General features: G+C 56.0%; 24 protein-coding genes. 14 read left to right on the top strand and 10 right to left on the bottom strand.

Annotated elements, in window-relative coordinates:
• Window positions 1–337: 337 nt before the first annotated feature.
• The 4 genes from hslO to ACMGGM_RS11790 all read right to left on the bottom strand — a co-directional run bounded on the left by hslO (window position 338) and on the right by ACMGGM_RS11790 (window position 4525).
• Window positions 338–1222 carry an Hsp33 family molecular chaperone HslO gene (hslO, locus tag ACMGGM_RS11805; RefSeq protein ID WP_162184515.1) on the bottom strand — a complete coding sequence of 295 codons (885 nt, stop codon included), beginning with the start codon at window positions 1220–1222 and terminating at the stop codon, window positions 338–340.
• A gap of 18 nt (window positions 1223–1240) precedes the next feature.
• Window positions 1241–1642, bottom strand: a complete 402-nt coding sequence (hslR, locus tag ACMGGM_RS11800) for a ribosome-associated heat shock protein Hsp15 (RefSeq protein WP_014885535.1) — start codon at window positions 1640–1642, stop codon at window positions 1241–1243.
• On the bottom strand, window positions 1639–2322 hold the full coding sequence (yrfG, locus tag ACMGGM_RS11795) for a GMP/IMP nucleotidase (RefSeq protein WP_014885534.1): 684 nt from the start codon (window positions 2320–2322) through the stop codon (window positions 1639–1641). Before yrfG ends, hslR begins: the two co-directional genes overlap by 4 nt.
• 67 nt (window positions 2323–2389) lie before the next feature.
• Entirely contained in the window at window positions 2390–4525 is a 2136-nt protein-coding gene (locus ACMGGM_RS11790) for an intracellular growth attenuator family protein (protein ID WP_047343544.1), read from the bottom strand.
• 325 nt (window positions 4526–4850) lie between these two features.
• Here ACMGGM_RS11790 and nudE point away from each other — a divergent pair, with 325 nt between their 5' ends.
• Window positions 4851–5411: an ADP compounds hydrolase NudE gene (nudE, locus tag ACMGGM_RS11785; RefSeq protein WP_008503041.1), complete on the top strand. Its 561-nt coding sequence runs from the start codon at window positions 4851–4853 to the stop codon at window positions 5409–5411.
• Window positions 5412–5491: 80 nt separating this feature from the next.
• On the opposite strand, the gene mrcA is transcribed toward nudE, so the two are convergent.
• Window positions 5492–8044, bottom strand: a complete 2553-nt coding sequence (gene mrcA, locus ACMGGM_RS11780; RefSeq protein WP_014885532.1) for a peptidoglycan glycosyltransferase/peptidoglycan DD-transpeptidase MrcA — start codon at window positions 8042–8044, stop codon at window positions 5492–5494.
• A 120-nt stretch (window positions 8045–8164) separates the two neighbouring features.
• On the opposite strand from mrcA, the gene ACMGGM_RS11775 reads away from it, so the two are divergent.
• The 12 genes from ACMGGM_RS11775 (at window position 8165) to trpS (ending at window position 18126) form a co-directional block, all read left to right on the top strand.
• Window positions 8165–8941, top strand: coding sequence for a hypothetical protein (locus tag ACMGGM_RS11775; protein WP_047343543.1), 777 nt, complete (start codon window positions 8165–8167; stop codon window positions 8939–8941).
• The gene (locus ACMGGM_RS11770; RefSeq protein ID WP_045134911.1) at window positions 8938–9432 is read left to right on the top strand and encodes a PilN domain-containing protein; all 495 of its coding nucleotides are present in this window, start codon (window positions 8938–8940) and stop codon (window positions 9430–9432) included. Before ACMGGM_RS11775 ends, ACMGGM_RS11770 begins: the two co-directional genes overlap by 4 nt.
• 3 nt (window positions 9433–9435) lie before the next feature.
• Window positions 9436–9891 (top strand): hypothetical protein, encoded by a 456-nt coding sequence (locus ACMGGM_RS11765; protein ID WP_045281910.1) that lies wholly within the window; start codon window positions 9436–9438, stop codon window positions 9889–9891.
• Window positions 9881–10285: a HofP DNA utilization family protein gene (locus tag ACMGGM_RS11760; protein WP_032664915.1), complete on the top strand. Its 405-nt coding sequence runs from the start codon at window positions 9881–9883 to the stop codon at window positions 10283–10285. Before ACMGGM_RS11765 ends, ACMGGM_RS11760 begins: the two co-directional genes overlap by 11 nt.
• The gene (gene hofQ / locus ACMGGM_RS11755; RefSeq protein WP_014885527.1) at window positions 10197–11435 is read left to right on the top strand and encodes a DNA uptake porin HofQ; all 1239 of its coding nucleotides are present in this window, start codon (window positions 10197–10199) and stop codon (window positions 11433–11435) included. The genes ACMGGM_RS11760 and hofQ overlap by 89 nt, the downstream gene beginning before the upstream one ends.
• 286 nt (window positions 11436–11721) lie before the next feature.
• A complete protein-coding gene (gene aroK, locus ACMGGM_RS11750) occupies window positions 11722–12243 on the top strand; it encodes a shikimate kinase AroK (RefSeq protein ID WP_003861630.1) in 522 nt (173 codons plus the stop codon).
• A 56-nt stretch (window positions 12244–12299) separates the two neighbouring features.
• Entirely contained in the window at window positions 12300–13388 is a 1089-nt protein-coding gene (gene aroB, locus ACMGGM_RS11745; RefSeq protein WP_014885526.1) for a 3-dehydroquinate synthase, read from the top strand.
• A gap of 92 nt (window positions 13389–13480) precedes the next feature.
• The gene (damX, locus tag ACMGGM_RS11740) at window positions 13481–14776 is read left to right on the top strand and encodes a cell division protein DamX (RefSeq protein ID WP_014885525.1); all 1296 of its coding nucleotides are present in this window, start codon (window positions 13481–13483) and stop codon (window positions 14774–14776) included.
• Window positions 14777–14843: 67 nt separating this feature from the next.
• Window positions 14844–15656 carry an adenine-specific DNA-methyltransferase gene (gene dam, locus ACMGGM_RS11735; RefSeq protein WP_014885524.1) on the top strand — a complete coding sequence of 271 codons (813 nt, stop codon included), beginning with the start codon at window positions 14844–14846 and terminating at the stop codon, window positions 15654–15656.
• A gap of 41 nt (window positions 15657–15697) precedes the next feature.
• Window positions 15698–16375 (top strand): ribulose-phosphate 3-epimerase, encoded by a 678-nt coding sequence (gene rpe / locus ACMGGM_RS11730; protein WP_014885523.1) that lies wholly within the window; start codon window positions 15698–15700, stop codon window positions 16373–16375.
• Complete coding sequence (gph, locus tag ACMGGM_RS11725) at window positions 16368–17129, top strand: phosphoglycolate phosphatase (protein WP_023331480.1); 762 nt, start codon at window positions 16368–16370, stop codon at window positions 17127–17129. Before rpe ends, gph begins: the two co-directional genes overlap by 8 nt.
• Entirely contained in the window at window positions 17122–18126 is a 1005-nt protein-coding gene (gene trpS / locus ACMGGM_RS11720; protein ID WP_014885521.1) for a tryptophan--tRNA ligase, read from the top strand. The genes gph and trpS overlap by 8 nt, the downstream gene beginning before the upstream one ends.
• A gap of 143 nt (window positions 18127–18269) precedes the next feature.
• Here the strand turns inward: trpS and ACMGGM_RS11715 are convergent, their stop codons facing one another.
• From ACMGGM_RS11715 to nirB, 4 genes are all read right to left on the bottom strand, one after another.
• Window positions 18270–18440: a YhfL family protein gene (locus tag ACMGGM_RS11715; RefSeq protein WP_014885520.1), complete on the bottom strand. Its 171-nt coding sequence runs from the start codon at window positions 18438–18440 to the stop codon at window positions 18270–18272.
• Window positions 18441–18578: 138 nt separating this feature from the next.
• Window positions 18579–19952 carry a siroheme synthase CysG gene (cysG, locus tag ACMGGM_RS11710; protein WP_014885519.1) on the bottom strand — a complete coding sequence of 458 codons (1374 nt, stop codon included), beginning with the start codon at window positions 19950–19952 and terminating at the stop codon, window positions 18579–18581.
• A 135-nt stretch (window positions 19953–20087) separates the two neighbouring features.
• On the bottom strand, window positions 20088–20414 hold the full coding sequence (nirD, locus tag ACMGGM_RS11705) for a nitrite reductase small subunit NirD (RefSeq protein ID WP_014885518.1): 327 nt from the start codon (window positions 20412–20414) through the stop codon (window positions 20088–20090).
• Window positions 20411–22954, bottom strand: coding sequence for a nitrite reductase large subunit NirB (gene nirB / locus ACMGGM_RS11700; protein ID WP_047343542.1), 2544 nt, complete (start codon window positions 22952–22954; stop codon window positions 20411–20413). The genes nirD and nirB overlap by 4 nt, the downstream gene beginning before the upstream one ends.
• 239 nt (window positions 22955–23193) lie before the next feature.
• Here nirB and ACMGGM_RS11695 point away from each other — a divergent pair, with 239 nt between their 5' ends.
• On the top strand, window positions 23194–24495 hold the full coding sequence (locus ACMGGM_RS11695; protein ID WP_023331477.1) for a cytosine deaminase: 1302 nt from the start codon (window positions 23194–23196) through the stop codon (window positions 24493–24495).
• Window positions 24496–24513: 18 nt separating this feature from the next.
• On the opposite strand, the gene tsgA is transcribed toward ACMGGM_RS11695, so the two are convergent.
• Window positions 24514–25695 (bottom strand): MFS transporter TsgA, encoded by a 1182-nt coding sequence (gene tsgA / locus ACMGGM_RS11690; RefSeq protein ID WP_047343541.1) that lies wholly within the window; start codon window positions 25693–25695, stop codon window positions 24514–24516.
• Window positions 25696–25718: the final 23 nt, after the last annotated feature.

Here is a 25718-nt window from a genome sequence, read left to right as displayed (position 1 = left end):
ACTGCCTGAAATTGTAGGGTTTTTCTGGGGTTGTTAACCGCGACGGGGCTCATAGATTTACGCATCTGGACAAAACCCTTACTAACGGAAAACGCTGCGACTCCAGTCACAGTGCAGGCGGATTATCGCAGGAATCGCTTTTTGGTTGGGGAAAATGTTCCGAAAAGGTTAAAGGCTGGTGATTTTATCGGAGAGAATGTGAATGTAATCGCATACACGTAAGAAAATTACGTAAGAGTTACATACGGAAAACGATTCAGCTTAAGCGAGGTTTTTTGCCCTCACCCAGTTCCCTCTCCCACAGGGAGAGAGAACAGGATAGGGAGAGGGAAGGGTATTAGTGAACCTGCGGATCCGCCGGGGAGGCGTTGTTGCGGATCTCAGCGATATCCATTGAATTGAACACATAGTGCGTACCGCAGTAGTCACAGTGCATATCAATTTCGCCGTCTTCCGCCATGATGCTGTCGATCTCTTCATCTGGCAGGGTTTTCAGCGCACCCGCGCAGCGTTCGCGAGAACAGGTGCATTTGAACTCCACCGCCTGCGGGTCGTAAACGGTCACTTCTTCTTCGTGGTACAGACGCCACAGCACGTCAGTCGCCGACAGGTTAAACAACTCTTCGGCTTTGACGGTTTCGGTCAGCGTCGCCAGGTGCTCGAAGTCATTGGTCTGTGCGTCCTGGGCTGGCAGAACTTGCAGCAGCATACCGCCCGCAGCAGGCTGACCATCCACTTCACCGGTGCGGATGAACAGACGCGTCGGCAGCTGTTCAGAACGCATGAAGTAATCTTCCAGGCAGGCTGCCAGGGTATCCCCTTCGAGGCCGACCACGCCCTGATAGCGTTCACCTTCCTCAGGGGAGATGGTGATCACCAGGTAGCCATTCCCCACCAGCGTTTTGAGGTCTGCATTTTCAGGCACATCGCCCTGAACGCGTGCGACGCCGCGCATCTGCTGCTGGTTATTGCCGTTGATCACTGCCAGCGTCATTGGGCCGTCACCCTGCAGCTGCACGGTAATATCACCGGCAAATTTCAGCGTCGCGGTCAGCAGGCTGGTGGCAACCAGCAGTTCGCCCAACAGGGTCTTCACCGGCAGCGGGTAATTGTGGTTTTCCAGAATCTGTTTCCAGGTTTCGGATACGGTGACCAGTTCGCCGCGCACGGCGAATTGTTCAAACAGATAGCGGTGTAATTGGTCGTGTTGGGCCATTTTCATCTCTCGTGCGGGTGAGGGTTACTCTGTCTCACCGTGTTTAAATTTCATCAGATCGCGGCGCTCTTTTTTATCCGGCCGCCGGTCCGGGTGGGGCATGGTCAGCGCATTCATTTTGCGCGCCAGCGCGGTCTTCTCGCGTTTCTCAACGCTTTCCGCCGTCTCTTCATAGAGCAGTGCGGCTTCCGATGCGGGCCGACGTTGTTCGGTAATGGCTTTAATCACCACCGTTTTTTCATCGTTGCCCTGGCGTAGCGTTAAGGTGGCGTTCAGCTCAACCAGCTTGCTCGGCTTGCTGCGCTGGCCGTTGTAATGCACTTTACCGCCGTCAACCATCTCGCGGGCAAGGGCGCGCGTTTTATAAAAACGGGCCGCCCACAGCCATTTATCCAGTCTTACCCCGTCAGAGGGTTTTTCTTTCATGGCGTCTCCTTCACGGTCAGTGAGGGGATCATCTGGCGGTAGTCGTTCAGTCCAGGATGTCGCAGATAGCGTTTTTCAGCCAGGCCAGAGTCAGGATTGGTGACGCCCAGACAATAGCGAATGCCAAACGTTGCCGCGGAATCCAGAATGGGCTCGCTGTCGTCAATGAACAGCGTGCGTTCCGGCTGCAAGCCGGTCTCTTCCTTCACCGCATGCCACAACCGCTGATCCTCTTTCGGATAACCAAATGTGTGGGTAGAAAGCAATAAATCAAGGTGCGATGCCAGCCCCGTGTGCTCCAGCTTCACGGCCAGATTATGTGGATGCGCGTTGGTCAGCAAAATACGGCGCTTGCCGCTGGCTTTCAGCGCGTCCAGGAACGGAACCGTATCTTCGCGCAGTACCGCGCGCGGGCCCTGGGCGGTGGTCATGGCACAAATATCCAAACCGAGGCGCTCGCTCCAGTAGTCAAGACAGTACCAGTTTAGCGTATGTTGCACTGCGCTATATTGCGAACGAATGAATGCCTGTGCTTCTGCCGGGGAGATACCCTGCTGTTCGCCGTAGGTTTCCGGCACCAGCTTTTGCCAGAAATAGTTATCAAAGGCGAGATCGAGCAGCGTGCCGTCCATATCCAGCAGAACGGTGTCGACCTGCTGCCAGTCGATATCAAGATGCATAAGGGGGAACTCCAGCCAGAAGAAACGTGCGCGACAGGGTAGCACATCTTGTCGCGCAACGAGGTTATCAGATCAGGCTCTCGGAGGAGGGGATCAGCTTGGGATTAAGGCAATTTTCATAATATTGCTGGATCTCAGCAAGACGGGTGCGCGAGCGTTGATAGCGGCGCAGCGCCATAATACCGTTCCAGACAATGGCGATAAGCATGGCAATCATCAGCAGAGAGGTGCCAATGTATCGCCACAATCCTGCGCTATCCGGCATCCGGTGCAGGCCGATATGACGGGTGCCGTTGGCATCGGTATAAATACTGGTGACAATCCCTTCGGCGCTGAAGGGGGTTTGCATCAGCATCTGCGCCAGACGCTGGAACTGACCCCACTGCTCCTGTGCCGGATAGTCATAAAGCGCCACCTGCGGGTAAGGCTGATCGACCAGGTCGCTGCCCTCATCGCTGACAATCACAAAGCCGCCCGGTGCCGGGCTGTTGAGCGCCTGCGCCGCACGGGTGGTTTCGCGCATCATAAACGGCGATGTCGACGTGGCGACCAGGTTATCCAGCGATTCGGCGCTTACCGGGCGCAGCAGGACATTGACGCCGTCCAGTCGTCCCGCTTCGGCGCGTTTGACCAGTGAGTCCCAGTCTTTGCTGTTCCCCAGGTTAACCAGCGCGTTTTTGAGGCGTATGCACTCATCCTGCGAGGAACATAAATCCTGGGTTTTGAGAACGATATCGCCAAAGTCATCCAGGAGAACCATGCCTGACTTCTGGATGGCAGAACGGAGCGCAGGGCTGACGCGTGAATCGTCATCCGCTTTCGGGTGCAGCTGGCGGTTAACCGTCTGGGTCAGCGCCGTGGCTTTATTCACCACTTCGGATTCCGGTAATGGCAGCGGCGGCGCGTCGTTCCAGATAATTTGCGAGCAGTCGAACGGCATGAAAGGCGAGCTCTGCCGCGTGTTCCATCCGCCCGGGCTGTGGATATTACACATCCCGGTTCCCTTCAGGCGCAGCGTATCGCCCACCCGTACCCCTGCTTCATCCAGCTGGTTGACGCTGGTCGCTTCGATGGTCTGCGCGCCTTTAATCCACGACAGGGTGAATTTGATGGGCATATCCAGCGGCACGAAAAGCAGCAGCATGATAAACACCAGCGCGGCGCCGCCAGCAATGACCGTGCTACGGAGCCAGTGCTGAAGCGGGAAATTTTTTACTTCATCATGCAGAGACAGGAAGCGTCCCTGACGCACAACGTGGCGGTCAAGGTAGATATCAATATCGGTTTTCTGCCCTAAATCCTGCGCGATCCACGGTTGCCAGTGGCGCGGATAGATAAGGTCGATAATACCGAGCGAAATATTGTTGAGATGCTCCTGATCGTTTTCACCGAACAGACCCCAGCGCTTTGGTGTGCCGCGCAGGCAGTGGATCTCCCGCAACGAGGTTTTGGCCGGCGGTGCAAAAAGCCCCCACAGTCCGGCAGCCAGAAGCAGCACAGCGCCCCCCGCCAGCCACGGAACAAAGACGTCCGGCGTCAGCAGGCAGACAAAAAAGAGCAGGAAAGCGGCAACGATCAGAATGGCTTCACGGATGCCGTCCGGACGGCTCAGGGCGTATTCTTCATGCGTTTCCTGACGAATGTTCAGCAGTTCGATCTGCTCAGTCTCTTCGCCACGAATGGAGGCCTGCGTTGAACTCGCGCGTTCCAGCGCAAAACGCGGAGCTTCGTGAAGATATTCACTCAGGGTATGACCGTTAAGCGAGATAACCAGCGGCAGCGAATCGGTATGAATCAGCTCAACGCTGTTTTCGTCGTTAATGTACTGTTCCCAGGAGGGGGGAAGATGTACCTCGACGGAATCAAGATAGTAGCGCCACTTGTTGGGGTCGTCCGTTGTGATACCGTAGCGAGTAATGGAACGCGTCACGCAGAGCACGGTGTCGCTCTGCGCGTTAAGTTTCAGTACGACAGGCGCAGCTGTGGCTCCCGTCGGCCCAGGCGATAACTGGGTACGGTTCAGCGTTTCGAGATAGTTTTCAACTGCATCGCGCTCATCTTGCGCGAGTTTACGGGTGGTCGCACCCGCGAAGGCATTTAAAAAAGGCAGCCGGTAACGGCGCTGTGCGCGTCGCCAGTACAGCCACCCTGCAATCAATGCGCTGGCCAGCATAGCAGCGAGAACAATCAAAATGGTGCTCATGCTTTCCCCATCTTACTAATCTTCTTACAGGTGTAATCAGTAGCACCTTTACATTGAATGAGAGTCTGTGGCTGGCTATCGGCAAGTATGGAGTCGAACTTGAGCATTCTGAAGCGCATCCCAGTGACCGGTGATGATAGCAAAGCCTCTTATGGCGCGATATCAGCAAATTCCTGGAAACATTTCAACCTCTTGACATTTGTTTTGAATTGAGGATTGATCCCAGCTACGTTGCATAAATGTAAATAAAGAGCGATTGACATTGCCGAAACCGTGCGGCATATCGCACAATAAAGCCAGTTCACACTGTTAAGACCCCATCAAGATGAGCAAACCACTACAAAAACCCACCATTCTGAATGTTGAAACTGTCGCCAAATCGCGCCTGTTTAATGTTGAAAGTGTGGACCTGGAGTTCAGCAACGGTGTGCGTCGTGTTTATGAACGTATGCGCCCCTCTTCGCGCGAAGCGGTGATGATTGTCCCTATCGTCGACGATCATCTGATTTTGATCCGCGAATACGCCGTGGGAACAGAATCTTACGAACTTGGGTTCTCCAAAGGACTGATCGACCCGGGCGAAACGGTCTTTGAAGCGGCAAACCGTGAGCTGAAAGAAGAGGTGGGTTTTGGTGCGAATGAACTGTCGTTCCTGAAAAAACTGAGCATGGCGCCGTCCTATTTTTCCAGCAAAATGAATATTGTGGTGGCTGAAGATCTCTACCCTGAATCGCTGGAGGGAGATGAGCCGGAACCGCTGCCGCAGGTGCGCTGGCCGCTGGCGCATCTGATGGATCTGCTGGAAGACCCAGACTTTAACGAGGCCCGCAACGTGAGCGCGTTGTTCCTGGTTCGGGAATGGTTGAAGGGGCAGGGGCGGTTGTAGGTCATAAAAAAAGCCGGGTGGCGGCTTCGCCTTACCCGGCCTGGGATTCTTTGCCCGGTTTTTACCGGGCATTTTTATGCTTAGAACAGCTCGTGCGTTTCGCCGTTATCAATAATCTCTGTACCCACCTCATGCACCGCCTGCGTGGTTGGCTGCGTGCCTTCGATGAAATACTCGGCGCGGCTATTACCGCCATTAGCGAGCTGTCCGGTGCTACGGTCGATATTGACCGTGACCACACCCGGCGGTGGCGTTAATGGCTGCTCTGGTACGCCTTCAAGAACGGATTTCATGTACGCATCCCACGCCGGTTGTGCGCTTTTCGCGCCGCCTTCGTAGCCGGAAATCTGATCTTTAATCGCGCCGGATGCCGTGGTACGACCTAAGTCACGGCGATGATCGTCGAAACCGATCCACACCGAGGTCACTACGCCCGGACCGTAGCCGGAGAACCATGCATCTTTCGAGCTGTTGGTGGTACCCGTTTTACCGCCGATATCATGGCGCTGTAAATCGCGTCCCGCACGCCAGCCGGTACCTTGCCAGCCTGGTTCACCGAAGATGTTGGTGTTCAGCGCGCTCTTGATCAGGAACGACAGCGGCGTGTTGATCACATGCGGGGCATACTCCTGCGCACCGGTCTGTGCAACCAGCGACTGGTTAGCCTGCTCCAGCTGTGGCTGCGGTACAACGATATTCGGCTGCTCCTGAGACACGGCAGGGTCTTCCATGTCCTTGTTTTCAAGCACCTCGGATTTCGGTGTATTGCCGTAAATGACCGGGATATCGCACTCAGGGCAGGCAATTTTCGGTTTTGCCTCAAACAGCACGCCGCCCTGATCGTTCTCGATTTTACTGATGAAGAACGGGTCAACCAGGAAGCCACCGTTGGCCATCACCGAGTATCCACGTGCGACCTGAAGCGGCGTAAAGGAAGCGGAGCCTAACGCCAGCGACTCGGTGCGAACGATGTTCTGCGCCGGGAAGCCGAAACGCTGCAGATACTCTGCCGCATAGTCAACGCCCATTGCGCGCATGGCACGTACCATCACCACGTTTTTCGACTGTCCCAGACCCTGACGAAGACGAATAGGGCCGGCATATTCCGCAGGCGAGTTTTTCGGCTGCCAGTCGGAACCGGCACCAGCGTCCCAGCGGGAGATAGGCACGTCGTTAAGGATGCTGGCAAGGGTTAAGCCCTTATCCATCGCCGCGGTGTAGAGGAACGGCTTGATGTTGGAGCCAACCTGACGCAGTGCCTGAGTCGCGCGGTTGAACTTGCTCTGGTTGAAATCGAACCCGCCAACCAGCGCCATGACCGCACCATTCTGTGGGTTGATCGAGACCAGGGCCGAGTTGACGTCAGGGACCTGCGCCAGCCACCAGGCATCGCCCACCTTACGCACCCAGATTTGCTGTCCGGTCTGTACCACATCGGTGACTTTACGCGGGGTTGGCCCTTGCAGAGTGTCCGAACGGTAAGGTCGTGCCCAACGCATCCCGTCCATACGCAGGGAGACGGAAGTGCCATCCGCCAGGGTCGCAACGGCTTCCTGAGGATTGGCCTGCGTCACGACAGCAGGGAGGAGCGGGCCATAGGTTGGCAGCGCCCTCAGCGTGCTGGTGATTTTTTTGCTGTCCCACGCGCTTTCACCCACTTTCCAGAGCACGTTTGACGGGCCGCGATAGCCGTGACGCATGTCGTAGTCCATCACGTTGTTGCGCACCGCCTCCTGAGCCGCCTGCTGCACTTTGCGAGTGACGGTGGTGTACACGCGATAGCCATCTTCATAGGCCTTGTCGCCATAACGGCTCACCATCTCCTGGCGCACCATTTCGGTCAGGTAAGGCGCAGAGAAGGCGATCTCAGGGGCGTGGTAGTTGGCGTCGATGACATCATTGCGCGCCTGGTCGTACTCGCTCTGGCTGATATAGCCTTCGCTCAGCATACGTGACAGGACGACGTTACGACGCGAGGTGGCGCGATCGAGCGAATAGAGCGGGTTAAACGTAGAAGGCGCTTTAGGAAGACCGGCGATGGTGGCCATTTCGCTTAAGGTGAGTTGATCCACCGGTTTACCGAAATACACCTGTGCCGCAGCCCCCACGCCATAAGCACGGTAGCCCAGGTAGATTTTATTGAGGTACAGCTCAAGGATTTCGTCCTTGCTCAGCAACTGCTCAATACGGATCGCCAGGAACACCTCTTTGATCTTACGTATCAGCGTTTTTTCAGGGCTGAGGAAGAAGTTACGCGCCAGCTGCTGCGTAATGGTACTTGCCCCCTGGGAGGCATGACCAGAGAACAACGCAATGCTCGCGGCGCGGAAAATCCCCACCGGATCGACACCGTGGTGCTCGTAAAAACGGCTGTCCTCGGTGGCGATAAAGGCTTTCACCATCACGGGCGGAATTTGGTTTAAGGTCAGCGGGATACGACGCTTCTCGCCATACTGCGCCATCAATTCGCCATCGGCGCTATAGACTTGCATCGGGATCTGGAGCCGCACATCGCGAAGCGTGGCGACATCAGGTAGCTGTGGCTCAATATATTTGTACAAACCGTAAATCGAGCCTGCTCCCAGCAGAATGCAACAGACTGCAAGGATGAATAAATACTTTACGAACTTCACCGGAGATTTCCCATTTGGTTTCACTTGGGCAGTTTCTAAACAATCGCGCGGTAGTATAAAGGCAAGCCTGATTCATTGATATAGCCGTCACGGCGACGGGCGATAAGGAGATCGTGAAGCATGGCTTTCAAAACATGGCAAACGGGCGTTCATATTCAACAGGATAGGGTGCTGATTGCGGCGCTGGCCCGGGAGAGAGGCGGCTGGTGTTTACGCCGCTGGTGGGCATTCACTCTTGCTGAAGGCACGATTCGTGACGGCAAAATTTGCCAGCCGGAACAGCTGGTTAATGCGTTGCGCGACTGGCGAAAGACGCTGCCGCATTATCACCGGGTCTATCTCTCATTCCCAGCCGCGCGCACTCTGCAAAGGTCGCTTCCCCGCCCGGCGGTTGCGCTGCGCGACAGCGAACAGCTCTCATGGCTGGGCGCGTCGCTCTCGCGCGAACTGGAGATGTCCGCAGATACCCTCTGTTTCGATTACACGCAGGATACGTTCAGCAATACGTATCACGTCACTGCCGCACAAAACAAGGAGGTTGAAACGCTGCTGGCGCTGGCGAAAACACTACATTTGCGGCTGGCGACCATCACCCCGGATGCCAGCGCGCTGGCGAACCTGCTCCCTGCGGTAGCACCGACGCCGTGCGTCGCCTGGCGGGATCAGCATCAATGGCTGTGGGCCATGCGCCACCAGTGGGGACGTCGATACACCACTGAAGCAGAAAACGTCACTGAGCTGGCGGCGCTGCTGGCCCTCAACCCGAACGACATCGCGCTGTTTGATACCCAACGGACGCCATGGGAAACCCTGCAACGCTGCCATGCTCCTCTCCCCGAATGCGGAGCTGACTTTACCGTCGCGCTGGCACTGGCTATGAGTGAGGAGCCTGAATGAACGTCACCAATTTCCTGCCCTGGCGTCAGCAGCGTCGCGCGCGATGCCTGCGTTTCTGGGGCGGCATGTTTATCAGCACGTCGCTGCTGATCCTCATGATCGTTTTCAGTCTGCGAATGAATCATCAGGTAACGCTGCGCGCGCTGCAAAGTCAGCTTGTGGGAACCCAGTCCGTTCAGCGTGGCCTTATGTCTCGCCAGAAACTGACCACCGTGACGCAGAAGCCTGCGGGCACGCTGCAACGACACGCATGGCAGCCGGTGCTGGAATCACTTTCCCGCGCCATGCCCCCACAGGTCTGGCTGACAGAGCTGCGTTATCAGCCTCCCGCGCTGATGATGATCGGGTATGCCTCCACCCTTCCGGCTCTCTCTGCGCTGCGCAACGGGGTGGGACAACTCGCCGGCTTTATGCCCGGGCCTGAAGGGGAGCTTCGGCAGGATAGCCAGGGGCGCTGGATGTTCACGCTGTACCTGAAAAGCGAGGGGTAGCGCGTGGAGACATTGTTAGAACGCTGGTGTGATAGCCGCCCCTGGTGTCGGCTGATCTGCATGTGTCTGGGGATTTTCCTTGTGGGACTGGCAGCATGGAGCACGGTGCTTCGGCCAGTTGAGAGGCAGTGTACAGAGCGACAGCAGCAGCTGGTCCAGGAGGTGCGGACTAACGCGTCGCTGTGGCCTTCCGCCAGTAAGACAACGCTTCGTCCGGAAACCCAGACGGCACGGGAGATGATGCCATTTTCGCCGCTCGATTTTCAGGGTGAAGGAACAACGCTCCTGCACTGGAAGCCGTTTCAGAACGGCGGCGAACTGGCGCTGGAATCGGCGTGGCAGGCGATCCCCGCACTCTTTTCCCGGCTGGCACAGCGGGATGTGCAGGTCGCTGCTTTTACGATTTCGCCCCAAAGTACGGTGTTACGCCTGCGGCTGGAGCTGGAACATGCGAAATAGCGCGAAGTGCCTGCTGGTTTGTTCCGTGCTGTTATTGACCGGCATGCGCGATCCGTTTCGTCCGCCGGATGACCCTTGCGCTACGGGCGAGATGGCGCAGTGGCACTACCGCGGAATGGTAGCAGGACAGCAGCGACTGGCTATTTTACAGGACGGGCAACAGCGCTGGCATCGTATGAAAATGCGCGATCGTTTTCCGGCGGGCTGGCAGATAACCGCCATCAATGAAACGGAACTGGTCATTGCCGTGGGGGAGACATGTGAACCCGGGCAATGGACGTGGCAACGAGAAGGAAAGGATACAAATGACGTTAAGGATAGTGCTGTTGCTGCTGGCGTTCAGCCACCCGCTGTGGGCCGCCGCACCAAAGCCGGTCACGCTGGTGGTGGATGATGTTCCTGTGGCCCAGGTGCTCCAGGCACTGGTTACGCAGGAGAACCGTAATCTGGTGATATCGCCCGATGTCAGCGGCACGCTCTCGCTTAATCTGACGGGCGTCCCCTGGCGGCAAGCATTGCAGACGGTCGTTGCCAGCGCCGGGCTCGTTTTGCACGAGGAGCGCAGCATTTTTTATGTTCATACCCCGGCATGGCTGCGCGATCGGCGGGAACGTTTAGAGCAGGAGCGGGCGCGTCGACAGCTTGATGCACCGCTGATCTCCCAAAGCCTCCCTTTTTCATATGCGGACGCCGGGGAACTGCAAAAAGCCGCGGAAAAGCTTCTGAGTCCAAAGGGGAGTTTATCGGTCGACAAACGTACCAACCGCCTGCTGGTCAGAGATAACGCGGCCGCGCTGGAAGCGCTGCAGCAGTGGGCGTTGCAGATGGATATTCCCGTCGAGCAGGTTGAGCTGGCGGCGCACATTGTCACCATTAATGAAAAAAGCCTCCGTGAGCTGGGCGTGAAATGGAATCTCGCTGACGCTACCGAGGCGGGCAGGGTTGGACAGATTACGACGCTTGGCAGCGATCTGTCCGTGGCCAGCGCAACCAGCCATGTGGGGTTTAACATCGGGCGGATTAACGGCAGGCTGCTGGATCTGGAGTTATCTGCGCTGGAACAAAAACAGCAGGTCGATATCATCGCCAGCCCCCGGCTGCTGGCCTCGCATATGCAACCGGCAAGCATCAAGCAGGGCAGTGAGATCCCGTATCAGGTCTCAAGCGGCGAAAGCGGCGCGACCTCGGTGGAGTTTAAAGAGGCAGTACTCGGAATGGAGGTCACGCCGGTGGTATTGCCCGGTGGACGCGTGCGACTGAAATTACACATCAGTGAAAACATGCCGGGACAGGTGTTGCAGCAGGCTGACGGTGAAACGCTGGCCATCGACAAGCAGGAGATAGAAACCCAGGTGGAGGTTAAAAGTGGAGAAACGCTGGCGCTGGGCGGGATTTTCTCGCAAAAGAATAAAACCGGCAGTGACGGCGTACCCGGGCTTAGCCGCATCCCCTGGCTGGGACAACTTTTTCGCCATGATGGAAAAGACAATGAACGGCGTGAGTTAGTGGTGTTTATTACACCACGTCTGGTGGCTATTCACTGACGGGTAACGATCCCCGCAATGATTTTGCATTCAGTTTGTTGCAGATGTTTGACGTGGGGCATGAATTAGCATACAAGGAGTACCGATTTGAGTTGGACTTACGTCTTATTACCTTATGCGCCCGGCGTGGTGATTTAATCAGTTGCCAAACAAGCCGGAGTATTGAGATAATTTTTAGTCTGACTCTCGCTCTATTGCATATGAGGTTTCAGTTCATGTCCTGCTACGCCGGGTGTCTGCGAAGCGGGGATTACCATTAACGAATAGTCTTAGTAGTACCGATAAAATGGCAGAGAAACGCAATATCTTTCTGGTTGGGCCTATGGGTGCCGGCAAAAGCACTATTGGGCGTCAGTTAGCTCAACAACTCAATATGGAATTTTACGATTCTGATCAAGAGATTGAGAAACGAACCGGAGCTGATGTGGGCTGGGTTTTCGATGTAGAAGGCGAAGAAGGTTTCCGTGACCGAGAAGAAAAAGTGATCAACGAACTCACGGAAAAACAGGGCATCGTACTGGCAACAGGCGGCGGCTCTGTGAAATCTCGCGAAACCCGCAACCGTCTCTCCGCCCGTGGCGTAGTGGTCTATCTTGAGACGACCATTGAGAAACAGCTGGCACGTACGCAGCGCGATAAAAAGCGCCCGCTGCTGCAGGTTGAAACGCCACCTCGCGAAGTTCTGGAAGCGTTGGCCGATGAACGCAATCCGCTGTACGAAGAGATTGCCGATGTGACCATTCGCACTGACGATCAGAGCGCTAAAGTGGTTGCAAACCAGATTATTCATATGCTGGAAAGCAACTGATTCTGGCTTTATATACACTCGCCTGCGGGTAAAGCATTAAAGGTGGATGTCGCGTCATGGAGAGGATTACAGTTACTCTCGGGGAACGTAGTTACCCTATCACCATCGCGGCTGGTTTGTTTAACGACCCAGCTTCCTTTTTACCACTAAAAGCGGGTGATCAGGCGATGCTGGTCACCAATGAGACGCTGGCTCCGCTTTATCTCGACCGCGTACGCCACCTGCTTGAGCAGGCAGGCGTTAAAGTCGACAGTGTGATTCTGCCCGATGGCGAGCAGTATAAAAGCCTGACGGTACTGGATACCGTCTTTACCGCATTGCTGCAAAAACCGCATGGTCGCGATACAACACTGCTTGCCCTGGGCGGCGGTGTTGTGGGCGATCTGACCGGCTTTGCGGCCGCAAGCTATCAACGTGGCGTTCGTTTTATTCAAATCCCGACCACGTTGCTGTCACAGGTCGACTCCTCTGTCGGCGGCAAAACCGCAGTCAACCATCCGCTCGGCAAAAACATGATTGGCGCGTTCTACCAACCCGCATCGGTCGTGGTGGATCTCGACTGTCTGAAAACCCTGCCGACGCGCGAGCTGGCTTCGGGTCTGGCTGAAGTGATCAAATACGGCATTATTCTGGATGGCGAGTTCTTTAACTGGCTGGAAGAGAATATGGATGCGTTGTTGCGCCTGGATGAAGCAAAACTGGCATACTGCATTCGTCGTTGTTGTGAACTGAAAGCAGAAGTTGTCGCCGCAGACGAGCGTGAAACCGGCTTACGTGCTTTACTGAATCTTGGGCATACGTTTGGTCACGCCATTGAAGCCGAAATGGGTTACGGCAACTGGTTGCACGGTGAAGCCGTCGCAGCCGGAATGGTCATGGCAGCCCGCACCTCTGAACGTCTTGGTCAGTTTAAACCGGAAGAGACGGCACGTATCATTGCGCTGCTTGAACGTGCAGGTTTGCCGGTAACCGGGCCGCAGGAGATGTCGGCGCAAGCGTATTTACCCCACATGATGCGCGATAAAAAAGTATTGGCAGGTGAGATGCGTCTTGTACTCCCGCTTGCAATAGGGAAGAGTGAAGTGCGCGGCGGAGTGTCGCACGATGTCGTTCTTGGCGCTATCGCTGATTGTCAGCAGGCGTAACAACTAGAAAGGTCAGGCCACTTTTACCGGTGGTCGTTTAGCTTCAGGCGAAATGCAAAGACGTAGGCATAAGCCTTTGAGTGGGGTGTTAAATGGATGAATTCAAACCAGAAGACGAGCTGAAACCCGATCCCAGCGATCGTCGTACTGGTCGTTCTCGTCAATCTTCAGAACGTGATAACGAGCCGCAGATCAACTTTGACGATGTTGAACTGGATGCAGACGATCGTCGCCCTTCGCGTAGCCGCAACGCGCGTGATGAGCGAGAAGAAGAGGATTATGAGTCCGAAGAAGATTCAATGGACGAACAGCCTGTAGAGCGTCGCCCGCGTAAACGTAAAAAAGCCGCTGCGCAGAAACCGGCTTCCCGCCAGTATATTATGATGGGCCTTGGCGTTTTGGTGCTTGTGCTGCTGATTGTTGGCATTGGCTCCGCGCTGAAAGCACCGTCAACGAACTCAACCGAGCAGACGGCTTCTACTGAGAAGAGCATTAATCTTTCCGGTAACGATGCGACGGATCAGGCGAACGGTGCGCAGCCAGCGCCGGGCACCACTTCCGCTGAGCAGACTGCCAGCAACACCACGACGCCGCAGGATGTTTCCCTGCCGCCTGTGTCATCAACCCCAGCTCAGGGCCAGGCTCCCGTTACGCCTGAAGGCCAGCAGCGTGTAGAAGTTCAGGGAGACCTGAACAATGCACTGACGCAGCCACAGAACCAGCAGCAGGTTGATAACGTTGTGGTGAACTCTACGCTGCCAACTGAACCTGCAACCGTTGCGCCGATTCGCGGTGGTAACGCTCAGCCGCAAACTGCGGCGACGGAAACCAAGCCGCGTCAGACGCAAACGGCGACACGTCCTGAACGTAAGCAGGCGGTGATTGAGCCTAAGCGTGAAACCAAACCTCAGGCCGTAGTCAAAGCGCCTGAAGTGAAAGCCGCACCGACACAGCCGAAACACACGGCTACAGCTGCCGTGAACGAGCCGGCCAAAGCGCCAGTCACGCAGACTGCACCGAAAGCGACGGCGACCACAACGGCACCGGCGGCCACCACTGCGCCTGCCGCGACGGCTTCCAGCACGACAGCAGGCAAAACCGCAGGCAACGTCAGCTCGCTGAAATCTGCGCCATCCAGCAACTACACGCTGCAGTTGAGCAGTTCGTCTAACTATGACAACCTCAACGGTTGGGCGAAGAAATCAAATCTGAAAAACTACGTGGTTTATCAGACGACCCGAAACGGTCAACCGTGGTATGTGTTGGTTAGCGGGGTTTATGCATCCAAAGATGAAGCGAAACGTGCCGTGGCGTCGCTGCCTGCAGATGTTCAGGCTAAAAACCCATGGGCGAAGCCGATTCATCAGGTTCAGGCCGATCTGAAGTAATGTTTAAAGCGCAGGATGCTGTCGGAGCTTTCTCCACAGCCGGAGAAGGTGTAATCAGTTAGTCAGCATGAAAAAAAATCGCGCTTTTCTGAAATGGGCAGGGGGGAAATACCCCCTGCTCGATGATATTAAAAAGCACCTGCCAAAAGGCGAGTGTCTTATCGAGCCCTTCGTGGGTGCAGGATCGGTGTTTCTGAACACTGATTTTTCTCGTTATATCCTCGCGGATATCAACAGCGACCTTATCAGCCTCTATAACATCGTCAAACTGCGTACCGATGAGTATGTGGAAGAGGCGCGTAAGCTGTTTACGCCTGAGAACAACAACCCTGACGTCTACTATCGGTTCCGCACGGAGTTTAATCAGAGCCAGGATCCGTTCCGCCGCGCTCTGTTGTTCCTCTATCTCAACCGTCATGGTTACAACGGCCTGTGCCGGTATAATCTGCGTGGTGAATTCAACGTGCCGTTTGGTCGTTATAAGCGCCCGTACTTCCCGCAGGACGAGTTATATCACTTTGCTGCAAAAGCGCAGAATGCAGAGTTCCACTGTCTCTCCTATGAGGAGTGTATGGAACTGGCGGGCGTAAATTCGGTGGTTTACTGTGACCCTCCGTACGCCCCGCTGTCGGCGACGGCGAATTTCACCGCCTACCATACCAACAGCTTCAGCCCGGCCGAACAGGCGCGTCTGGCGGAGATGGCGGAAAAGCTGGTCAGCAAAAGAATTCCGGTGTTAATTTCGAATCACGATACGCCTGATACGCGCGAATGGTATAAAGCCGCGAAGCATTTTCAGGTTAAAGTGCGGCGTAGCATTAGCAGCAACGGCGGCACACGTAAAAAGGTGGACGAACTCCTGGCTCTTTATCGCCCCTGAGCCGTTTTGCCCGCCGGTAAACACATTTCAAGGAGATGCGGATGAAACAGTTTTTGATTGCTCCCTCAATTCTGTCGGCCGATTTTGCCCGCCTGGGTGAAGACACGGCTAAAGCTCTCGCGGCTGGCGCAGATGTCGTCCATTTCGACGTTATGGATAACCACTATGTCCCCAACCTGACGATTGGCCCAATGGTGCTCAAGGCGCTGCGTAACTACGGCATCACCGCGCCGATCGACGTTCACCTGATGGTGAAGCCGGTCGACCGAATCGTGCCAGACTTCGCCGCGGCGGGGGCCAGCATCATCACTTTCCATCCGGAAGCCTCTGAACATGTGGACCGCACCCTGCAGCTGATCAAAGAGAATGGCTGTAAGGCGGGTCTGGTGTTTAACCCGGCCACGCCGTTGAGCTATCTCGATCATGTCATGGATAAACTGGACGTCATTTTGCTGATGTCTGTTAACCCGGGCTTTGGCGGTCAGTCGTTCATCCCTCATACGCTGGACAAGCTGCGCGAAGTGCGCCGTCGTATTGATGAGTCAGGCTACGATATTCGCCTGGAAGTGGACGGCGGTGTGAAAGTGAATAACATTGGTGAAATTGCGGCAGCGGGCGCGGATATGTTCGTTGCCGGGTCGGCCATTTTCGACCAACCGGATTACAAAAAAGTCATTGATGAAATGCGCCGCGAGCTGGCGAAGGTAAGTCATGGATAAATTGCAGGCAATTCGGGGTGTAGCGTTCGACCTCGACGGCACGCTGGTTGACAGCGCGCCGGGCTTAACGAGCGCCGTGGATCAGGCGCTGTATGCCCTTGAACTGCCCGTTGCGGGCGAAGAACGTGTTGTGACGTGGATTGGCAACGGTGCCGATGTGCTGATGGAGCGCGCGTTAACGTGGGCTCGCCAGGAGCGCGCGTCGCAGCGTTCCGCGCAGGGCAAACCGAGCGTCGATCACGCGGATATCCCTCAGGATGAGCAGCTACGTATTCTGCGCAAACTGTTCAATCGTTTCTATGAAGAGACCGTTGAAGAGGGGAGTTTTCTCTTCCCGGACGTCCAGGAAACCCTGAGCGTGCTGCATGCCAAAGGCATCCCGCTTGGGCTAGTGACCAATAAACCCACGCCGTTTGTTGCCCCTCTTCTCGACGCGCTGGATATCGCGAAATATTTCTCCGTGATTGTGGGCGGCGATGATGTGCAAAACAAAAAGCCGCATCCGGAACCGCTGTTGCTGGTGGCAGGAAAATTATCCTTAACACCTGCGGAGCTGCTCTTTGTCGGGGATTCCCGAAATGATATTCTGGCTGCCCGCGCGGCAGGATGTCCTTCCGTCGGATTGACCTATGGCTACAACTACGGTGAGGCCATTACGCTGAGTGAGCCGGATGTTGTGTTCGACCACTTCAAAGATTTGTTGCCCGCACTCGGGCTTTCGCACAGTGAACATCAGGAATTGAATAATGACTAAGCCCATCGTATTTAGTGGCGCACAGCCGTCAGGTGAATTGACCATTGGTAACTACATGGGTGCGTTGCGTCAGTGGGTCAGCATGCAGGATGACTACCATTGCATTTACTGCATCGTGGACCTTCATGCCATCACTGCGCGTCAGGATCCTGAGAAGCTGCGCAAAGCCACCCTGGACACCCTGGCCCTCTATCTGGCCTGCGGCATCGATCCTGAGAAGAGCACCATTTTCGTTCAGTCACATGTACCAGAGCACGCACAGCTGGGCTGGGCGCTGAACTGCTACACCTACTTCGGTGAACTGAGCCGCATGACCCAGTTCAAGGATAAATCCGCACGCTATTCTGAAAACATCAACGCCGGTCTGTTTGACTATCCGGTGCTGATGGCGGCTGACATTCTGCTGTACCAGACCAACCAGGTTCCTGTCGGCGAAGACCAGAAACAGCACCTGGAGCTGAGCCGCGATATCGCCCAGCGCTTCAACGCGCTTTATGGCGAGGTGTTTAAAGTACCAGAGCCGTTTATTCCGAAATCGGGCGCACGCGTCATGTCGCTGCTGGAACCGACCAAGAAGATGTCCAAGTCAGACGATAACCGCAACAACGTTATCGGCCTGCTGGAAGATCCGAAATCCGTGGTTAAAAAGCTTAAGCGTGCGGTGACCGACTCCGACGAGCCGCCAGTGGTGCGCTACGACGTGCAGAATAAAGCGGGCGTTTCCAACCTGCTGGATATTCTCTCCGGTGTGACCGGCCAGAGCATTCCAGAGCTGGAACAGCACTTCGAAGGCAAGATGTACGGCCACCTGAAAGGTGAAGTGGCAGACGCCGTTTCCGGCATGTTGACCGAGTTGCAGGAGCGTTATCACCGCTACCGTAACGACGAAGCTTTCCTGCAGAAGGTGATGAAAGACGGTGCGGAAAAAGCCAGCGCGCGCGCGTCAGAAACCCTCAAAGCGGTGTATGAAGCGATTGGGTTTGTTGGTAAACCATAGGTAAAAGCAAAACGGTAACCACGTTACCGCTTTTAGGGTTTGTTCCCTCTCTCTGTGGGAGAGGGTAAGGGTGAGGGCATCAGGCCGCACTTCCCAAAACTAAAAAACCGGGAAATCCCGGTTTTTTTACGCCTGAAAACGGCTTACTGCTGTGCCGCCTGTCCGCAACCACCGATGATCTTCGAAATGGAAATCGCCGGGTGCAGCAGATAATCGTAGCTGCAGTTATTTTTGGTGTTTTGAACGTGACCGGTACAGGCCGTCAGGGTCGATAACAGGCCAACCAGAACGGCGGCTTTTGCCAGCTTGAACATACGCATTCCTTGTCTAAAAAATTGGATGTAATACGAGGGAATAAATGGAAAAGTTCCACTATGCGGGCGGTATGTTAGCGGTAGCCGTTAGAGGGGAGTAGTCCGCTTAAGGACTACTCGAAGAAGGAAAAATATGTGTCAGTGATTCGAGAACCAGTTCAGCTTATCGCGTAATTCAACCACGCGACCCACCACAATCAACGCCGGACTTTCAACCTGCTGCGCCAGCTCGCCGAGTTGAGTCAGCACACCATCGACAACACGCTGCGTAATGGCGGTACCGTTTTCAACCAGCGCAACGGGCATATCTGCCTCCATGCCGTGCTCCAGCAGTTTCGCCTGAATGGTGGCGGCCTGATTCAGCCCCATGTAGAAGACCAGCGTCTGCTTTTCAGCGGCCAGGTTATGCCAGTCCAGTTCGCTGCCGGTTTTGAGGTGGCCCGTCACCAGACGCACGCTCTGCGCGTAATCGCGGTGGGTCAGCGGGATGCCGGAGTAGGCTGAGCAGCCGGACGCCGCCGTAATCCCTGGCACCACGGAGAACGGAATACCTGCGTTGCACAGGGTTTCCAGCTCTTCGCCGCCGCGACCAAAGATAAACGGATCGCCGCCTTTCAGACGCACCACGCGCTTACCTTTCTGCGCCTCGCGCAGCAGGATCTGGTTAATCTCTTCCTGCGGTACGCAGTGGTAGCCCGCGCGCTTGCCGACGAAGACGCGATCGGCGTCGCGACGCACCAGGTTCATGATGTCATCGGAGACCAGGCGGTCGTAGACCACGATATCCGCCTGCTGGATCTGTTGCAGGCCTTTCAGCGTCAGTAAGCCTGCATCGCCAGGACCCGCGCCGACCAGCACCACTTCACCACGGTGATCCAGCGGTTCGTTCAGTAACTGTTCGGTCGTCTCTTCCACCGCTTTTGTGTCCTGGTTCGCCAGCGACTGCGCCAGCCTGTCGTTCACAAAGAACTTTTCCCAGAAGCGACGACGCTCCCCTACGGTCGCGAAGGTTTGCTTCACGCGGGAACGAAGTTGTCCGGCATAGTGGGCAATCTGACCAAGATGCTGCGGCAGCACGGCTTCCAGTTTTTCCCGCAGCAGGCGGGCGAGAACAGGTGAGCGTCCACCGGATGACACCGCAATCATCAGCGGTGAGCGGTCGATAATCGACGGCATGATAAAGCTGGCTTCTTTCGGCGCATCTACCACGTTGCAGAAGATACGCCGCGCTTCGCAGGCATCGCTGACGCGCTGATTCACGGCATCGTCATCCGTTGCGGCAATGGTCAGCCAGCAGGTATCCAGCAGGGATTCATCAAACTCTCCTTGTACCCGCGTGAGCATCCCTTCCTGGGCCCAGACGTCAAACTGCGGGGTGAAGGTGAGAGCATTCACGGTCAGTCGGGCCCCCGCTTCCAGCAGCAGGCGCGCCTTGCGCTCAGCTACATCGCCGCCGCCTACAAGCAGGCAGTCGCGATGGCGTAATTGACAAAAAATCGGCAGGTGGTCCACGACGATACCTCACAGCATTCAAGGAGGGGGTAAGCATTGACGTCAGGATAACAGCAGGAATCGCCGAAAATATACGGTTTTTCCTGCCGTTACCCATAAGGGGTCATAAGCCTTTCCTATTGAAAAGGCGGGGGGTTACGCTTTGAGCTGGACCTTGCCGTCCTTCACGCGGACGTCATAGTGCTTCACGGAGACGCTTTCATCTTCCATGCAGCGTCCGTCGGTTAAACGGAAACGCTGCTTTTTCAGCGGGCTGGCGACCCACAGTTCACCCTGGTGCTCGGCAATCAGGCCACGGGAGAGCACGCTGGCCTCGAAGAACGGGTCGATATTGCTGATGGCAAAAACCTGTTCATCGTGACGGGGACGGAAAATCGCGACCTGCTCGTTACCCAGCAGCGCACACACGCCGGTGGCGGGCAGAATGTCGTTAATCTCGCAAATGTTTACCCACTGGCTCATGCGTTTTCCTCCACCAGCGTGACTGGAATGCGTTCATACGGTGTTGCCGGGCGATGCTGCTCGCGCTCTGGCACTACCTGCACATTCGGGTCGCGCTGGGTGCTGTTGATAAAGTGTTTGAAGCGTGTCTGCGCCGCAGGGGTATTCACGGTTTCGGTCCACTCGCAGATCACTGCCTCGCGCAGGCGAGCCATCTCTGCTTCCAGATGCTCGTTCAGGCCCAGCTTGTCGTCGATGATCACCGCTTTCAGATAATCAATGCCGCCTTCCAGGTTATCCAGCCAGGATGCTGTACGGGTCAGCTTATCGGCGGTACGGATGTAGAACATCATGAAGCGGTCGAGGTACTTAATCAGCGTGTCGTGGTCAAGATCCGCTGCCAGCAGGTCTGCATGGCGTGGTTTCATCCCGCCGTTACCGCAGACGTACAGGTTCCAGCCTTTTTCGGTGGCAATAATACCCACGTCTTTACCCTGCGCTTCGGCACATTCACGGGTACAGCCGGAGACGCCGAACTTCATTTTGTGCGGGGTACGGATGCCTTTGTAGCGGTTTTCCAGTTCCACGCCGAAGCCGACGCTGTCGCCCACGCCGTAGCGGCACCAGGTGCTGCCCACGCAGGTTTTCGCCATACGCAGCGCTTTGGCATACGCGTGGCCGGTTTCAAAGCCTGCTTCAATCAGCTGGCGCCAGATTTCTGGCAGGTCGTCTTTCTGCGCCCCAAACAGCCCGATACGTTGTGAACCGGTAATTTTGGTGTACAGGTTAAATTCGCGGGCGATCCGGCCCACCGCGACCAGCCCTTCCGGCGTGATTTCGCCACCGGCGGAACGTGGAATGACGGAGTAGGTGCCGTCTTTCTGAATGTTCGCCAGGAAGTTGTCATTGGTATCCTGCAGCGGCGTGTGCTCGGGTTTGAGCACGTATTCATTCCAGCAGGAGGCCAGCAGAGAGCCGACGGTCGGTTTACACACTTCACAGCCGTAACCCTGGCCGTGTTTCGCCAGCAGTTCGTCGAAGGACTTAATGCCTTCCACACGGATCAGGTGATAAAGCTCCTGGCGAGAGTAAGCAAAGTGCTCGCACAGGTTGTTGTTCACTTCGATGCCCTGTTTCGCCAGCTCGGCGTTCAGCACCTGAGTCACCAGTGGAATACATCCGCCACAGCCGGTACCGGCTTTGGTTTCGGCTTTCAGCGCGGCAACGGTATGGCAGCCCTTGTTGATGGCAGAGATCAGCATGCCTTTGGTGACGTCGAAGCAGGAGCAAATCTGCGCGCTGTCCGGCAGTTTATCCACGCCGATGGACGGTTTACCGCTGGAGGCGTGCGCCGGGAGGATCAGCGCGTCCGGGTTTTCCGGCAGCTCGATGGCGTTGAGCACCAGCTGGAGCAGGTTACCGAAGTCGCTGGTATCGCCTACCAGTACTGCGCCGAGCAGGGTTTTATTGTCCTTACTGACGATAAGACGTTTGTAGACTTCTTTGCTTTCGTCGAGATAGACGTAGCTGCGAGCGCCAGGCGTGCGGCCATGCGCATCGCCGATACCGCCCACGTCCACGCCCAGCAGCTTCAGCTTGGCGCTCATATCCGCGCCGGTGAAGGCGTTTTCGCTGCCGAGAATATGGTCCACGGCGACCTGCGCCATTTTGTAGCCTGGCGCCACGAGACCGTATACGCGGTTATTCCAGCTGGCGCATTCGCCAATCGCGTAGATATCCGGGTCGGAGGTCTGGCAGGTATCGTTAATCATGATCCCGCCGCGCTGCGCGACGGCCAGACCGCACTGGGTTGCCAGTTTGTCGCGTGGACGAATACCGGTGGAGAAGACGATAAAGTCTACTTCCAGCTCGCTGCCGTCAGCAAAGCGCATGGTTTTACGTGCTTCGGTGCCTTCCTGCACGATCTCTTTGGTGTTCTTGCTGGTGTGAACTTTCACGCCCATGCTTTCGATTTTACGGCGAAGCTGGTCGCCACCCATGTGGTCAAGCTGTTCGGCCATCAGCATCGGGGCAAATTCGATGACGTGGGTTTCTACGCCGAGGTTTTTCAGCGCGCCCGCGGCTTCTAAGCCCAGCAGACCGCCGCCGACAACGGCGCCGCGCTTGCTGCGGCGTGCGCAGGATTCAATGGCGTTGAGGTCTTCAATCGTACGGTAAACGAAGCAATCCTGAGTTTCAGAACCTTTAATAGGCGGGATCCACGGATACGAGCCTGTCGCCATGATCAGCTTGTCGTAAAAAACCGTACGCCCGGCGCTGGAGTGGATCACTTTTTCCTGACGGTTGATGGTGATGGCGCGTTCGCCCACCAGCACTTTTACGCCATGCTTCTCATAGAAACCTTCACGCACTAAAGAGAGCTCTTCGGCGGTATGATGGGAGAAGTAGGAAGACAAGTGCACACGGTCGTACGCCTTGCGGGGTTCTTCACAGAACACGGTAATATCGAACTGGTCGGCACCGGCTTTATCGAGAAGATCCTCAATAAAGCGATGGCCGACCATGCCGTTACCGATGATAGCGAGTCTGATTTTGCTCATTTTTGCCTCGATTTCTTTTCTATTACTGCCTACCTTAACGATTCAGCAGGGGCGCTTATTGATGTAAATCAAATACGTCTTCGCCTACTCCTTAGGTGGTATGCGGCTGATTTGTCAGGATTTTTATAAGTTATGGAAATCGCAGGCTTTTCGGGGGCGTCGATTTTGTGTACAAAGCAATGGCGTATTTTTGAACAAAAATATGCTTAAACAACGTTGCGTTGATCAGGGGATAAGAAATGTCTACAACACCGCTTTGGCTTGTTCAGAATGTTCGCTTACCGGGCCGGGAAGGACTATGGCAACTCGCCATTGAGAACGGGCGATTTGGTGACATCACCCCAATGGACGACACCCGCGCTGAAAGTTATGAAGTGTTGAACGCGCGCGGTGGGCTGGCGATCCCACCGTTTATCGAGCCGCATATCCATCTTGATACCACCCAGACGGCAGGCGAGCCGAACTGGAATCAGTCGGGCACGCTCTTTGAGGGCATTGAACGCTGGGCGGAGCGCAAAGCGTTACTCAGCCATGACGACGTCAAAGCGCGCGCCTGGAAAACGCTGAAGTGGCAAATCGCCAACGGCATTCAGTTTGTCCGTACCCATGTGGATGTCTCCGACCCGACGCTCACCGCCCTGAAGGCCATGCTGGAGGTGAAGCAGGAGGTGGCCCCGTGGGTGACGCTGCAAATCGTCGCGTTCCCCCAGGAGGGTATTCTCTCTTACCCGAACGGCGCGGCGCTGCTGGAAGAGGCGTTAAAACTGGGTGCCGACGTGGTGGGGGCGATCCCGCACTTCGAATTCACCCGCGAGTATGGCGTCCAGTCGCTGCATATTGCTTTTGCACTGGCGAAGAAATATGACCGTCCGCTGGATATCCATTGCGATGAAATTGACGACGAACAGTCGCGGTTTGTCGAGACGGTGGCTACCCTGGCCTACGAGGCCGGCATCGGTCCGCGCGTGACCGCCAGCCATACTACCGCCATGCACTCCTACAACGGTGCGTACACCTCGCGCCTGTTCCGCCTGTTGAAGATGTCGGGGATTAACTTCGTCGCTAACCCGCTGGTCAATATCCACCTGCAGGGGCGTTTTGACGACTATCCTAAGCGCCGCGGCATCACGCGCGTGAAGGAACTCCAGGAAGCAGGCATTAACGTCTGCTTTGGTCATGACGATGTTTTTGACCCCTGGTACCCGCTGGGAACCGGCAATATGCTCCAGGTGCTGCACATGGGGTTACACGTCTGCCAGATGATGGGCTATCCGCAAATCGACAGCGGCCTGGATCTGATCACCCATAACAGCGCCCGTACCTTTGGCCTGAGCGATTACGGTATTGCCACGGGCAATCCGGCGAATCTGGTGATTTTGCCTGCGGAAAGCGGGTTTGAAGCGGTGCGCTGTCAGGTGCCGGTGCGCTGGTCGATTCGTCAGGGGCGGGTGATTGCCACGACGCAGCTGGCGCAGACGTGGATCCAGATGGATATCGGGGGTGAGGAGGTCAGCTTTGCCAGAAACAGCCCCTCTGCGTAGCGCAAAGGGGCGTGAAGGTTAGTGAGACGCTACCGCGTTGTGCTGGCGGTGGCGAGTCACGAAGCCCAGCACGAAGCACATGATGAACACCACGGCATACAGACCGTTAGCGGTGTGCAGCGCCGCCAGCGGGCCGCTGTGGGCAACGATCGGCCCCGTCACCACAAAGGTGAGCATGGTGCCGATGGTACCGCAGGTCAGCACGAAGTTAACCAGCTTCGGCGAAGCTACTTTGGTCTGCAGGGAGCCCAGCGTGATGATAGAGGTGTAAATCGCGCTGGAGAAGAAGCCCAGGGTCATAATGAACCACGGCATATTGTCCGGGGAACCGTTGATGAACAGATACATCAGCACGGTTGCCAGGCCCGCCAGCACCGTCAGGATGCGCTGCAGATCGAAGAAGCGCAGGATGAAGCTAAACGCCCACATGCCGAACATGTAAGACATCCAGAAATCGCTTACCAGTTTACCCGCGTCGTTCAGGCTCATGCCCAGGCCTTTCGCGTATTCCGGTACCCAGGAGATAAAGCCCAGCTGGCCCAGGATATAGCACAGGGCGGCGATGGAGAGGAACAGTACGCCGATGCCCCATTTCTCTTTCGCGACGGGTTCTGCGCTGGTTTGCGCTTTTTTGCCCAGAACCGGGAATTCACAGCCTAAGGTCAGAATAAAGATTGCTACGTAAACCAGACCGATACAGGCATAGACCCAGTACCACTCAATGCTGCGTGCCAGCAGAACGGCGGCCACCATCGGGAAAATCATCCCGGCCATGCTGAAGAAGGAGTCGGTGAACAGCAGGCGCGCGCCGCGCTGACGGCCTTCATACATATGGGTAATCAGGAACGTACCGATCGACATGGTGATCCCGCTGACCAGGCCGAGCACGAACATGGCGGCGGAGAACAATGCGATGCTGTGACTCAGCATCAGACCCGCCACGGCGGCGACCATCAGCACAAAACCAAAACGCAACTGCGTCTTCAGCGGCACGATTTCCATCAGCCAGGCATTCAGGAAGATAGAGATGAGGATACCGGCGTTGAGGAAGGTAAAGGTGTTACTCATACTGGAAACGGGCAGCTGGAAGTAGTCTGCGATATTCCCCATCACCATCCCGGTGACGATCACCAACGCGCCGGTCAGGGCGTAGGAGAAGAAGCTGATCCATGTGAGCTTGATGCGATTGCTGTTAGTCATGTCTGGCCTGTTCAAAAAAAGAA

It is taken from the genome of Enterobacter sp. BNK-14, assembly GCF_047456095.1.
GTDB lineage: Bacteria > Pseudomonadota > Gammaproteobacteria > Enterobacterales > Enterobacteriaceae > Enterobacter > Enterobacter kobei.
Note: the sequence above shows the minus strand (reverse complement) of the source record. Positions and strands in the feature narration are given on the sequence as shown.

What these genes read in the sequence shown, in the direction of transcription:
- hslO (WP_162184515.1), bottom strand. Translation starts at nt 1,222, where the DNA reads ATGAAAATGGCCCAACACGACCAATTACACCGCTATCTGTTTGAACAA.
- hslR (WP_014885535.1), bottom strand. Translation starts at nt 1,642, where the DNA reads ATGAAAGAAAAACCCTCTGACGGGGTAAGACTGGATAAATGGCTGTGG.
- yrfG (WP_014885534.1), bottom strand. Translation starts at nt 2,322, where the DNA reads ATGCATCTTGATATCGACTGGCAGCAGGTCGACACCGTTCTGCTGGAT.
- ACMGGM_RS11790 (WP_047343544.1), bottom strand. Translation starts at nt 4,525, where the DNA reads ATGAGCACCATTTTGATTGTTCTCGCTGCTATGCTGGCCAGCGCATTG.
- nudE (WP_008503041.1), top strand. Translation starts at nt 4,851, where the DNA reads ATGAGCAAACCACTACAAAAACCCACCATTCTGAATGTTGAAACTGTC.
- ACMGGM_RS11775 (WP_047343543.1), top strand. Translation starts at nt 8,165, where the DNA reads ATGGCTTTCAAAACATGGCAAACGGGCGTTCATATTCAACAGGATAGG.
- ACMGGM_RS11770 (WP_045134911.1), top strand. Translation starts at nt 8,938, where the DNA reads ATGAACGTCACCAATTTCCTGCCCTGGCGTCAGCAGCGTCGCGCGCGA.
- ACMGGM_RS11760 (WP_032664915.1), top strand. Translation starts at nt 9,881, where the DNA reads ATGCGAAATAGCGCGAAGTGCCTGCTGGTTTGTTCCGTGCTGTTATTG.
- hofQ (WP_014885527.1), top strand. Translation starts at nt 10,197, where the DNA reads ATGACGTTAAGGATAGTGCTGTTGCTGCTGGCGTTCAGCCACCCGCTG.
- aroK (WP_003861630.1), top strand. Translation starts at nt 11,722, where the DNA reads ATGGCAGAGAAACGCAATATCTTTCTGGTTGGGCCTATGGGTGCCGGC.
- aroB (WP_014885526.1), top strand. Translation starts at nt 12,300, where the DNA reads ATGGAGAGGATTACAGTTACTCTCGGGGAACGTAGTTACCCTATCACC.
- damX (WP_014885525.1), top strand. Translation starts at nt 13,481, where the DNA reads ATGGATGAATTCAAACCAGAAGACGAGCTGAAACCCGATCCCAGCGAT.
- dam (WP_014885524.1), top strand. Translation starts at nt 14,844, where the DNA reads ATGAAAAAAAATCGCGCTTTTCTGAAATGGGCAGGGGGGAAATACCCC.
- rpe (WP_014885523.1), top strand. Translation starts at nt 15,698, where the DNA reads ATGAAACAGTTTTTGATTGCTCCCTCAATTCTGTCGGCCGATTTTGCC.
- gph (WP_023331480.1), top strand. Translation starts at nt 16,368, where the DNA reads ATGGATAAATTGCAGGCAATTCGGGGTGTAGCGTTCGACCTCGACGGC.
- trpS (WP_014885521.1), top strand. Translation starts at nt 17,122, where the DNA reads ATGACTAAGCCCATCGTATTTAGTGGCGCACAGCCGTCAGGTGAATTG.
- ACMGGM_RS11715 (WP_014885520.1), bottom strand. Translation starts at nt 18,440, where the DNA reads ATGTTCAAGCTGGCAAAAGCCGCCGTTCTGGTTGGCCTGTTATCGACC.
- nirD (WP_014885518.1), bottom strand. Translation starts at nt 20,414, where the DNA reads ATGAGCCAGTGGGTAAACATTTGCGAGATTAACGACATTCTGCCCGCC.
- nirB (WP_047343542.1), bottom strand. Translation starts at nt 22,954, where the DNA reads ATGAGCAAAATCAGACTCGCTATCATCGGTAACGGCATGGTCGGCCAT.
- ACMGGM_RS11695 (WP_023331477.1), top strand. Translation starts at nt 23,194, where the DNA reads ATGTCTACAACACCGCTTTGGCTTGTTCAGAATGTTCGCTTACCGGGC.
- tsgA (WP_047343541.1), bottom strand. Translation starts at nt 25,695, where the DNA reads ATGACTAACAGCAATCGCATCAAGCTCACATGGATCAGCTTCTTCTCC.